Source organism: Bacteroides sp. OM08-11, from assembly GCF_003438665.1.
GTDB classification, from domain to species: domain Bacteria; phylum Bacteroidota; class Bacteroidia; order Bacteroidales; family Bacteroidaceae; genus Bacteroides; species Bacteroides cutis.
Map to the genome: position 1 here is coordinate 377,243 of NZ_QSTJ01000001.1, position 12,257 is coordinate 389,499.

6 protein-coding genes and 1 pseudogene are annotated in these 12,257 nt (G+C 40.1%); 1 reads left to right on the top strand and 6 read right to left on the bottom strand.

Annotated elements, in window-relative coordinates; genetic code table 11:
* Window positions 1-37 precede the first annotated feature (37 nt).
* Window positions 38-1,522 (bottom strand): arylsulfatase, encoded by a 1,485-nt coding sequence (locus tag DXC10_RS01465; RefSeq protein ID WP_233519863.1) that lies wholly within the window; start codon window positions 1,520-1,522, stop codon window positions 38-40.
* 189 nt (window positions 1,523-1,711) lie between these two features.
* On the opposite strand from DXC10_RS01465, the pseudogene DXC10_RS16670 reads away from it, so the two are divergent.
* Window positions 1,712-1,834, top strand: a pseudogene (locus DXC10_RS16670) (IS5/IS1182 family transposase); the annotation flags it as partial.
* Between the two features lie 84 nt (window positions 1,835-1,918).
* Here the strand turns inward: DXC10_RS16670 and DXC10_RS01475 are convergent.
* From DXC10_RS01475 to DXC10_RS01495, 5 genes are all read right to left on the bottom strand, one after another.
* Entirely contained in the window at window positions 1,919-3,145 is a 1,227-nt protein-coding gene (locus DXC10_RS01475) for a glycoside hydrolase family 88 protein (RefSeq protein WP_101541974.1), read from the bottom strand.
* Between the two features lie 26 nt (window positions 3,146-3,171).
* Entirely contained in the window at window positions 3,172-5,574 is a 2,403-nt protein-coding gene (locus tag DXC10_RS01480; RefSeq protein ID WP_233519839.1) for a glycoside hydrolase family 88 protein, read from the bottom strand.
* A gap of 173 nt (window positions 5,575-5,747) precedes the next feature.
* Window positions 5,748-7,577 carry a RagB/SusD family nutrient uptake outer membrane protein gene (locus tag DXC10_RS01485; protein WP_101541975.1) on the bottom strand — a complete coding sequence of 610 codons (1,830 nt, stop codon included), beginning with the start codon at window positions 7,575-7,577 and terminating at the stop codon, window positions 5,748-5,750.
* 12 nt (window positions 7,578-7,589) lie between these two features.
* Complete coding sequence (locus DXC10_RS01490; RefSeq protein ID WP_101541976.1) at window positions 7,590-11,003, bottom strand: TonB-dependent receptor; 3,414 nt, start codon at window positions 11,001-11,003, stop codon at window positions 7,590-7,592.
* Window positions 11,004-11,147: 144 nt separating this feature from the next.
* Window positions 11,148-12,239 (bottom strand): FecR family protein, encoded by a 1,092-nt coding sequence (locus DXC10_RS01495; RefSeq protein ID WP_101541977.1) that lies wholly within the window; start codon window positions 12,237-12,239, stop codon window positions 11,148-11,150.
* Between the last annotated feature and the right edge of the window lie 18 nt (window positions 12,240-12,257).

The window sequence follows — 12,257 nt, forward strand, 5'->3', positions numbered from 1 at the left end:
CAAACTCCTTGCAAAAATTAAACAATTTACTACCAACTTAACGGATAGCGTCCAAACAGGCTTTCAACTCAGCAATCTTATCCGGATATTTCCCTGCTACATTGTTTTTCTCCCCTTTATCTTTTTTCAGGTTATACAGTTGTTCTACAGGAGCATTTCCCAACTCTGTATTTGTCAGTTTATTATAGGTACTCTTGTTATTGGAATAGATGTATTTCCATTTCCCGTTGGATACGGACAATGCCCCTGCATATTCTACCACATAATTACGGCCTTTCCGGTCTTTCCCACACCAGGCATCCAACTCTCCCTTACTGTCTTTCATCTGTTCCTTCGTCAGGTCCATACCCAGGAATTCTGTCATGGTTCCCAGAAAATCAATCTGCGAAACCAACGCTTTAGAAGTCCCCTTCTTTATCCGACTCGGACAATTGACAATGAAAGGTACGCGGGTACCAGCCTCAAAGTTACTGTATTTCCCACCTCTGAAGGGTCCCCAAGGACGATGATCACCCAACAACTCAACCGCTTGATCTTGATAACCATCATCCACCACAGGTCCATTGTCACTTGTTAGAATAATCAGAGTATTCTCACGTATCCCTAACCGCTCCAAGGTTTCTATCACTTGGCCCACAGTCCAGTCAAACTCTACCAGTGCATCCCCGCGAGGTCCCATACCACTTTTATCCGCAAACCGGGGATGTGGAACACGAGGCACGTGAACGTCATTGGTGGCCAGATACAGGAAAAAAGGTTTATCCTTATGCTGTTCCATAAAAGTGATCCCATGTGCTACAATACTGTCATTAATGTCCTGATCCTTCCACAAAGCTTTCTTACCTCCTTTCATGTATCCGATGCGGGAAATGCCATTGACAATGGCTTGGTTGTGCCCATGATTAAGGCTGGGCTTCATCACCGTCAATAGTTCCGGATGGTCTTTCCCCAAAGGTTCACCGGGGAAAGGTTTCTTATAGCTCACATAAATAGGGTCATTGGGATCCAGACCAACGACATTGCCATTCTCCAACCACACACAGGGGACACGATCTCCTGTTGCGGCCATAATGTACGAATAATCAAAACCAATATCTTTCAGACCCGGTTCAATCAACTTGTTCCAATTCTGTTCGCCAATCTTGTCTCCTATTCCCAAATGCCATTTGCCTACTGCCGCCGTCGCATACCCCGCCTCTTTAAACAAATCGGCCACTGTATACTGCTCCGGACGGATAATCATACCTGCATCACCGGGAGCTACACCGGTATCCGAACGTCTCCAAGCATAGTGCCCGGTCAGAAAAGAATAACGTGAAGGCGTACTGGTAGCAGCCACAGAATGTGCATCTGTAAACATTACACCTTCATCAGCCAACTTTTCCACATTAGGTGTGTGGATGGTCTTCTCACCATAACAACTCAAGTCACCATAACCGATATCATCGGCCATGATTACCACTACATTCGGTTTCTCTGCCTGTTGAGCAGAAGCAAGGAATGGTCCAAACATACAAGCCATTCCGGATAATGAAATATTCCTATAGTTCATGATATCAAATAATATTAAAAAGGTTAGATACTGTTTTGATTTAATTTAAAAGTCTATCAGTTGGCAGTCTCCTATCAATTTCTTATCTTCAAATATAACGACCAAATCATATTTAAAAAGTAATAAAATGGGATATCGTACTGACCTAACTGATAAACAGTGGCAAGTTATAGAAAATCATTTAGAGACCGTAAACGAAAACATTCTCTTTTTAATGGTATTTTCTATTTGGTAAAAACCGGCTGTCAATGGTACATGCTTTCTTGTGACTTCGTTCCTTGGAATACAGTCTACTATTATTATCGTAAATGGAAAAATAATGATTCCATAGAGGAAGTGCATGAAAAACATGAAACCAAAGGAATCCTATTTATTCATATACCGCAACAAAGCCTCCAGATAATAATAATCGGCATATACCAACGGTACATCTATTTCATTTCCATGAGGTATGCTTCCCACACAATGCTTCAAGATGAAATTACAGTTTGTCCCCGTTTCTGCCAGATATTCTGGAGAAGACAACGATTTCAAGATATGTTCTGCCGCCTTGGCATATTTTTCTCCATCGGGGATATAATCTGCCAATTCCAAAAAAGCCGAGGCTGCAATCGCCCCAGCCGAAGCGTCACGGGGAACCACCTTGAATTGTTCGGGACAATAATCCCAGTCTGGTACATACCCTTCCTGCCCGGCATTAAAATCCCAATAAGGTACACCGTCTTCCGGCAAATTGGGATGGTTCAACCAGAAGTCAGCCGTGCGAACTGCCATATCCAAAAAATCCTTTCGCTTTGTTTCACGGTATGCCATCGTATATCCATAAATAGCCCATGCCTGGCCGCGTGCCCAAGTTGAATTGTCAGAGAACCCTTGGCAAGTAGCCCGATGAAGTACCCGCCCTGTTTCTTCGTCATAATTCACCACATGATAATTACTGTAATCTTCCCTGAACTGATTACGGGCTGTCGTCTCTGCATGCGTGTTGGCCACGTGTGCAAAAATGGTATCACCAGTCACTTTAGAAGCGAAATACAAAAGTTCTAAGTTCATCATATTATCAATAATCACAGGATAAAACCACTCATCCTTACCATTCCAGGCTTTTCTGTAGTTCCAGGACTCAATACATCCGATCTTTTCATTGAAACGTGTACACAATGAACGAGCTGACTCCACCAAAATATCCTTGTAGATCTCATTACCCGTTAACCGATAAGCATTGCCGAAACTACAATACATCAAGAAACCGATATCATGATGATTAGTCAGCTTCTTTAACGGTTCCAAAGGTTCGGTCCATTTGACAGCAACATCCTTCCATTCCTGCTTCTGTGTATATTCATACATATACCAAAGACATCCGGGATAGAATCCTTCAGTCCAATCATTTATAGGAGTCGCCCTCAGTTTTCCATCTTTCCGTATTGTTCGGGGATATACGATTGGTTCTGATACAGCTTTCAGTTGAGCGGAAAGTTGTTGTTCGGCACGATCAAATCCACTACTAACCCATTGTTGACTTTCGTTTTTATCGCTACATGAAAAAAGTGTACAAGCCAAACATGTTAAAACAATTAAACCCAATTTCATTTTCTTCTCTTTTTAACCTTTTCTTTCTATTTATTTTTCTCTAAATATCGATCTATTTCCGAAGCAATCATTAAAATCTCCCCTACAGAATATTCACGATTATCTTTTTTTTCTACAGATCCCGGTTTAGAAGCAACCAATTGTGTCCACCCCACTTTACCTCCTGTATCTATTGCTTTTACCATAGCTTCCCAACCTTTCTTCACAATAGGAAGATACACATCAACATTTAAAATACCTGCATTGATACCATACAACATAGCGTATGTAAATAGCCCTGTACCACTTGTCTCCGGCATCGGATAAATAGATGGACTTAATAAATCACTACGCCAATAGCCGTCATCACCTTGTAAAGAGGCGACTCTTTCACTCATTTCACGGAATAACTGCTCATAAAACGGACGGAACTTGTTATCATTCAAAGGTAATGTTTTTAAGATTTCCACCAATCCGCCTAATACCCATCCATTACCTCGGCTCCAGAACATCTTCTTTCCTTCTGCATTTCTTTTGTCAAAATAACCAGCATCACGGAAAAATAGACGTTCATCCTTATCATACAAATGTTCATAACAAGCCAAAAACTCCTTATGGACAAATTTCAGGTATTTTTTCTCACCAGTTAAAGTATACAAACGAGTATATACAGAAGGAGCCATGTACAAGGCATCGCACCACCACCAGCGATCACTCGGTCCCTTAGTTATGTCAATATTCTCCAACGGTGGATTGGTTATAATCCAGTCGATACGAGCCTTGGTAGGTATCAGCATTTCTTTCTTTTTGTATTTCGTATACATATCTAAATAAACCTGTCCTACACAATAGTCATCCGCATTATACATTCTATTACCTAATTGCCAAGAAAACCTGGAACATATTTTATGAAGAAAATCCATATAAACATTAGAACCACTCGTATCTGCCCAATCGTATAATCCGCTATAAAGGACTCCACATCTCCATCCTTGGTTAAAGTTTTCCCGACCATGTTGGGAAGCCTTCATCACCCAACGATAAACAGTATCGGCCACCACAGAGACATCTTTCTTATTCCATTCTGCACTGAACCCTTTAGCTTTCTGATTTATACGGATAGCACAGTTATATCTTTTAAAATGTGGATAGTTATAGTTATACATCCACAGAACGGAAGGTTGCCCGACCTTATAATTCCGTACTACATAAGGACGTACATTATCAAGTTCGGATTGTGCCGTAACAGCTTCAGTACGCCATTTTTTATCACCACCAACAAATGTCCATTTCTCTATCTCGAATACATTATTGATAGGACGGGAAGTATAAACAACAGACGGATTTTCATGATCCAAATAAACGCCACCCGAATAATTTTCTTCTGTTTCAAGATAATTCTTATTATTATAATCATTACGCATAAAGCACTGGGCAGCATCCGTTATCTTGTGATTTTCCCACATCTTCCCATTCCATCGGGCATACCAATAGGAATGAATACTATTACCATGTGAAAAACGAGCATAAACCAGTACAGGATTTTCCTCCCGATCAAAAGCAATATCCCAAATCCAAGCCTTATCAAATGTCTTGGTCGCATCATACACTTTATCGGCCAGGGAAGGCATAATACTACCCAATGTATCAGACACCACCGTTCCGTCTGCCTTACATAATTTGCCGTCTTTGTACATCATAAAATAAATGGAGTTGGTAGCACGGTCACGGGGATGGGCATCGGTAAACGCAAAAAATATTTTATTCCTATGATTTGTTGTGATTTTAGTATAGGGACGTCCCGCATTTCCGAATCCCGAGTCATTGCATACAATATTAATGGGATCACTCCATGCCTTCAAATCATCCGTATAGACACAGGTCGGTTTGAAATCACGACCTCTAAAGAACAGATAGACCCGGTTGTTTTCGCTCGACAGCTGAACCGGATTGCTGTAACAGATACCCAAGTTTCCTTTCATTTTCAGATTTATAGATTGCACTTCCTCCCAAGCCGATATATCAGCCGGCCGTTTACTCACTCGATAGTACATCGGTGAGTTCTTTGTTCCACCATGTGCCGAGAAAAAAAGTACCAAACGATTGTCAGAAAGAACCATGATGGAAGGGTTGGCATGGTCATCATAATCTAATCTCTCATACAGTTTATACTGCTGTCTCTCTTGTGTGGATGGGGCATAACTGAAAGCCCAAATACTCCCCTGTTTGTCCACAAAACCTCCGAATATATTGTCGCCTACATAAATGGCACGGGGATCGGAAAACCAGCACCAAGCACCGTCGTTGGTTACTATTTGGTAATCTTCCGAATAGGGAGGAACTATCGTTTCTTGGGCCGCCATCGATTGGGATAATCCGAGTATTGTCAAATAGAACAATACTGCCAAAGCTATTTGATATTGTTTCTTGTAAAGAAAATATTGTACCATGAATTTATTACGTAATTAATATAATTCTAATTTGTGATTACGAATGCCTGAAAATATTCGTTCAAAAGCGGACAATGTCTAAAGTGTTTTTCTATTTTAAAATGGCATGTAATCGCTATTCTTACACATAACTTTGCATAATAGCCACCACATGCCATTTTTCCTGAAAACAATTACCACAATGGGTTTTGTACCATTTGATTACTAATTTGCACTTGGCTTAAAGGTATGGGATACAAATAGTTCTTCTTCTCAAATATGCGATTCTCAATCAATACTTTCTTATAAAAAGCATTTCGGTCACCATTGGGACCAAACATATTCATACCGTAAAAATCGCCACCTTGCTTATAACCATCTTTTTCAGCAACCATCCAACGACGTACATCGAAAAAACGTTGTCCTTCCGTACACAGTTCTACCCGTCGCTCACGACGAACCGCTTCGCGTAATGCTTCCTGATTACCTAAAATTTCAGGACGAATGTCTTGTAGTAGAGGTATACCGGCACGTTTACGTACTTTATCAATGTATTCTAGAATCTTAGGATTAGCGGGGTCGGTTTCTGTCAATACCTCTGCATAAAGCAAATAAAAATCGGCTAAGCGGAAGATGATTGATGGACGATATTGTACTTTAGGACTAGAACCTTGATTGTACAATTTACGACAAGTACGTTTGAATAGTAAATATCCGGTCGCAGGAAAATTCGACGTTTTATCCGCACCGTTTTTAGAACCGTAGTAGAATTCGATGACATTGTTTTTCACCTGCCACTTTTTGCCTTGATAGAATACACTTTGGTAAAAACGTGGTTCCCTATTTATCCATTCATTATAAATGTCTTGTCCACCAACTTTGGTAAATCCAGGTTCCTCCGGATATAAAGGAGATTCTTCAATGCTAAGTCCGTCTTTCATAAAGAAATCATCCACTAATTCCTGCATCACAGCAGCAGTTTGATGTCCTTTTTGCTCGGAGAATGGAGTACATACCCAATCATATCCCCAATCAGGTAATTTGTTGAAAAATGTCTTGGATGAAGCCCAAACAATCTCTTTATTATATTTCATAAATAGATTGTAAAGTGATTGATTCGGATCTTGTTCTTGATAAAGCTCATATTTACCATTGGCAAAATTCAGAAAATTCTCTATGGCAGTTTGAGCTAAATCCCATTTCTTGGGGTCTTTGTCAGGAAACAATCTTTTTCCATCGTGGTTGGTTATCAACAATGCTTCCGCATACTCACCATTGAACAATGGACTGGCAGCTAAAATACGGATTTTGGCAATGATAGCTAAAGCTACTCCCTTGGTAGGTAAAGCAAGACGGTTTTCATCTGTCTCTATTTCCTTGAGCCCACCTTCTTCATTTATCAGTTTCTGCATTTCGTCGCACACATAGTTCACTACTTCGTCTACACTATTTCGAGGAAGATCCAATTCATCCTTATATGGATCTAATACATTGTCATACAATAAAGGTACGGGGCCATATAATTCAAAAAGCAGGTAATAATAGTATGCCCGGAGGAAACGTGCTTGTGCCCTTAACTCCTGCAATTCTTCATCACCTAAAAAGTCAAGCTGATCACCAGCCTGTGGAATAGTATGGCTACATGCTAAAAAAATATTAGCTTGTCTAATCAGTCTATATAAAGTAACCCAACGATGAAATCTTCCGTTACCAGAGTGAAATCCTCCTTGAACCTCATAACCGGCTTCTGTCATATCACCGAAATTCAATTCATCGGACAAGGAAGCCCAAGGATTGCCCAAACCTAATTCTCCACTGACATCTTTTACCCGAATATTTGAATAGTCCGGTATACCTGTAAAAATATTGCGGTGCCAACGACGGGTATATACCGGATCATTGAAAACCTCTTCTTTATTTAAATTACCTGCCAACTCATCAGACACATCAAGAAAACTACATCCTGTGAATAAAAAGAGTATGCTGATGATATAGATATTTTTTATTAAACTCAATGCTTTCATTTTTGTTATAGTTTAAAAGGTGAATTCTACTCCTAAAGTAAATGTACGCGGTAGCGGATATGCCATACCGTCATTCTTGTTCCCCATTTCCGGATCCCACAGACCGATGTGGTCCCATACAGCGATGTTGTATCCCATTAGATAAATTCGAGCAGCCTGCATGCCTATTTTCATTGCTGTTTTGGCCGGTACATTATAACCTACTTCAATGTTCTTCAAACGCAGGAAGCTAGCGTTACGCAACCACCAGGTATTGGCAGAACGATTGTTGAAATTGGATGAAGAATGTAAACGTGGAAAAAGTACATTTTGGCTAGGGTTTTCTTCAGACCAACGGTTCAATGATTGTATACGTGTTCCCGAAGTACGGTCTCCCCATGCAAACGGATGGAAGCCCGGTCCATTGGCTTGTCCTAAAACAGTAGAAGTTTTGCCTGTACCTTGAAAAAAAACACTGGCATAAAAACCTTTGTAGTCTGCGTTCAATCCGAAACCATATACTAATTCCGGGTTCTTTGGATCGGCGGCATAACGAGTCTGGTCATTGGGATTAATAACTCCGTCACCGTTTAAGTCTTTCAACTTAATATCTCCGGGCTCAGTAGATCCCAAGGAGGATACCGGCAGACCAGGTTTTAATTTATAAATCTTTTTCCCGTCCGCATCAGTCGTGATATCGAAATCATCAAAAGTATAAAGACCTTCTGCTATGTACAAATTCCAAGACCCCAAGCGGCTTCCTGTCATATTCATCCAAGGATGGTTTTGCGGCACTTCATCATATTCTAAAATCTTATTCCGAGCAAAAGTCAGATTACCTCGAAATGTCAATCGAACATCCCCGAACTTTTCTGTCATTATCAAACTGGCATCCATACCCTGATTACGTACCTTACCATAATTTTCCCACGGACTTTCTCTGAAACCAGTTAATGAAGGCAAGGTTTTTCTTTGCAATAAGATGTCTGTCCTAAGATTATTAAAATAATCCAATGTCAAATCGATCTTATTGCCAAACAAGCCGATGTCAATACCTACATTCCGTTTGTTCTCTATTTCCCATCCCAAGAGAGGAGCAGCAAAACGTGCTTCCACAATACCATTCCCAACTCCATTCAGCCCTCCATTCGCTCCGATACCGATATTATATCCTCCCGCATCGGTTTTTAGTGTCTCACGATAAAGAAAACGAGCGCCTCCAGTATTATCATTACCAGTCCGTCCGATAGAAACTCTCAACTTCAATTTATTTACCACATTAGTAAAACTTGCGGGCATGAACGGTTCATTACTCAACAGATAGGCCACACCTACTGCAGGGAAAAAACCAAAACGATTACCAGAAGCGAAAGTCTCACTACCTGTATAACCAAAACTTCCCTCTATGAAGTAGCGTTCATCGAAAGAATAAGATGCGCGTCCCACAAAACTCTGCTTACGGTTAGCCAAAGCTTCATTATGGTATTGTTGTTCTTTCTGCATATAGAGTAGCATAGCATTCACCTGATGCTTACCTGCAAACAGACGGTTGTAGCTCAATTGAGTCTCTATGTATATCTTCTTGTCACCGCTATTGCTCTCTGCCGGATCTTTCAAAGAGTTATCTCCTTTTACTACTTGTTTGTAAAGCAGATTCCCGTCTTCATCACGTCCCGTAGCATGATAGGCTGAAGTAGCCTTACTGCGTTTCATAGAATATTGCGAATAAGAGTCAAAGCTCATACGCCCCATCCATTTCAGACCTTTGGTAATAAAATCTAGTTTTTGTTCCAGCTTTACCGTAGATTGTATACTGGTTGTCCATTTTTTCTGATAACCGGTATGAGTTAATAGATTATACGGATTAGTTATGTTAGAGTTTGCTCCATCGGGAGCAGCAACCGTACCATCCAAATAATACATTGGTGTTAAATGGGGAGCTGAATAGGATAATTTGGTAAAAATATCATTAGTACTTGTACCAGGTTGGTTGAGTTGAGAATATTGCCCACTTAAGTCAATACTAAGCAAAGTGGTTTTACTAACATCAATATCAATATTGCTGCGCAGGTTATAACGGGTCAATCCTATATTGGAGTCATACTCCTCCATACTGTTGTCCTTGAAAATACCACTTTCATGGAAATAAGCACCAGATACAAAGTAGCGGGCTTTCCCGGAACCACCCCGCACATTTAAAGTAATGCGCTGATTAAATGTATGATTTTTTAACATATCAAACCAGTCTGTATCCGGATATAGTTCCGGATCTTCTCCTGAAGCATATTTAGCTATAAGGTCACTTTTATACATTTCGGGCAAACCATCATTGCGACGTGCTTCGTTAAACAACGTCATATGGTCTACCGCTCCCAACATTTCCGGTAGACGTGTCGGGGTAGCCATACCAAACTCACCACGGAAAGATATTCTGGGCTTTTCAGCTTTACCACGTTTAGATGTAATCAAGATAACACCGTTGGCACCTTCAGCACCATAGACTGCTGTAGCAGCAGCATCTTTCAGTACAGTGAAGGTTTCGATTTCGTCCGGTTCAATGTCCTGCATATTACGGGGAGCACCATCCACTAATACCAACGGATTAGTACCTCCGGCAAACGAACTGGTACCACGAATCCAAAACTCCGCATTATCATTGCCGGGTTCACCATTACGCTGAATGGCAATCAGACCGGCAATCTGCCCAGCAAGATTATTAGTTAGATTTCGAGTCGGAGCCTTAATTTCACTGGCTGAAACAGTATTTACGGAACTGACCACTCCACTCTTTTTCTGTTGACCATAACCTATAATTACCACATCCTCCAGCATCTTACTATCTTCTTTCAAGGTGACGGTTACAGTAGAACGTCCATTTACTTTTATCTCCTGGGTCACATACCCAACATAAGACACACGCAATATCGTTTCATCAGAAGGAACCATGATACTATATAAACCATCTACGTCAGTCACCACTCCAGTTGTAGAACCTTTAATCATGACTGTGGCACCAATAATCGGAACACCTACTTCATCTTTGACAATGCCTCTTACCTCTTTTCTTTTGTTGGATTGTTGAGCAGTTTCTACCGAAGACGTCTTAGTTAAGATTATTTGTCTATTGTTGACAGTATAACCCACACCATATTTCGGTAATATTTTATCTAAAATTTCATTGACAGTCTCATTCTCAGCCTTGACAGATACCTTTTCTTTAGGATTTATCACTTTGTCAGAATAGAAAAAAACGAATTCGCTTTCATTCTCAATACGGTCGAATACAGATTGGATACGGACATTGTTCAGTGAAAACGTAAAATGGATTTGTTGTGCATAGTCTTTTTCATTGGCAAATAAAATCGATGATATACACGCAAAACTTAAAAAAAGCAGAAATCTTGTCTTTTTAACATTCCTGCTAAATGTTTTTCTTTTGTTTTTCATAAATTTGTATGATTTATAAAACTACTTGTAAATAGATTGGTTTTGTAAGTTCTCATCCGAATCATACTAGCACTATGGTTCGGATGCTTTTTTCTAGATGTACTATGTTTTCATAATTTAAGAATTAAGGGTTAATAAAATATCTCAAGGGTTTCTCACGAAATTGTATCCATCACCTTTCTTCTCACAACGTAACCCCGCCGCACTACTGATTACAGCCAGTACATCTTCCAACGGTTCATTGATATCTAATTTCCCGAATAATCGGATACCTTGGACTTCGGGAGAACAATAGAAAGGTCTACCATAAAACCGATGTAATCTTTGGGTAGCCATACCTACCGTCTCTCCTTCAAACAAAAGTATGCCTTCACGCCAAATGATGTATTTATCTACATCTACTGTACTTTTATCTTTATAATGTCCGGAGACCAGCACTGTCCGTTCATTGGGTATCATACGAACTATGTGTTTGGCTTTATCAGCTACTTCTACCAGCCCCCGCTGCAATACCACCTCTGTCTGTAAATCCGAATCATAATTGCGGACATTAAAGGCTGTACCAAGTACGCGGACATCGCAACGGGAAGTATGTACAATGAAAGGTACTGTCTTTTCTATACTTTTCACATCAATGAAAATTTCTCCATTCACAAATATCTCCCGTTTCTCTTTAGAAAAGGTAATCGGATATATTACTTCACTACCTGAGTTTACATCCAATACAGATCCGTCCGAAAGAGTCAAACGTATATGTTTACCCAAAGGAACTAACAAACGGTTATATTTTATTGCTTCCGTATCCTCATTCTTTTCCTTGATGGTGGTATTTGTGATTTCTTCCGCATTTAATCGCTCGGAGTCTATATATACCAATCCCTGATGGTCGTAAGCCAAATTTTTTGACTCTTTTTTCAATGAAATGCTAGTTCCTGATGCAGTGATCAGCTGTACACGATCTGACACATTTACTTCTTCCTGCTGCAGGTTGACCACATAGTCCATTATTCCAGTCTCAGATTCCTTTAAAATGGGAAGCAAAAATAATACTCCTGATAACATAGCTGCAATTGTACTCCAAATACTTATTCGGCGTATCTTTGCCTGCCTACGACTGCGAATAATACGCTGCCATACCTCTTCTTTCTGAAAGATATGTTGCTCTTTCTCCTTATTTTGGAGAAAAACGAATAATTGTTCTGACATAAAATCATTTTGTTTATCGGTCTGCTTCATATTCTTTTTTGGAGTTAT

Coding starts and splice junctions, on each gene's coding strand:
- DXC10_RS01475 (WP_101541974.1), bottom strand. CDS start 3,145: ATGAAATTGGGTTTAATTGTTTTAACATGTTTGGCTTGTACACTTTTT.
- DXC10_RS01495 (WP_101541977.1), bottom strand. CDS start 12,239: ATGAAGCAGACCGATAAACAAAATGATTTTATGTCAGAACAATTATTC.
- DXC10_RS01480 (WP_233519839.1), bottom strand. CDS start 5,574: ATGGTACAATATTTTCTTTACAAGAAACAATATCAAATAGCTTTGGCA.
- DXC10_RS01485 (WP_101541975.1), bottom strand. CDS start 7,577: ATGAAAGCATTGAGTTTAATAAAAAATATCTATATCATCAGCATACTC.
- DXC10_RS01465 (WP_233519863.1), bottom strand. CDS start 1,522: ATGGCTTGTATGTTTGGACCATTCCTTGCTTCTGCTCAACAGGCAGAG.
- DXC10_RS01490 (WP_101541976.1), bottom strand. CDS start 11,003: ATGAAAAACAAAAGAAAAACATTTAGCAGGAATGTTAAAAAGACAAGA.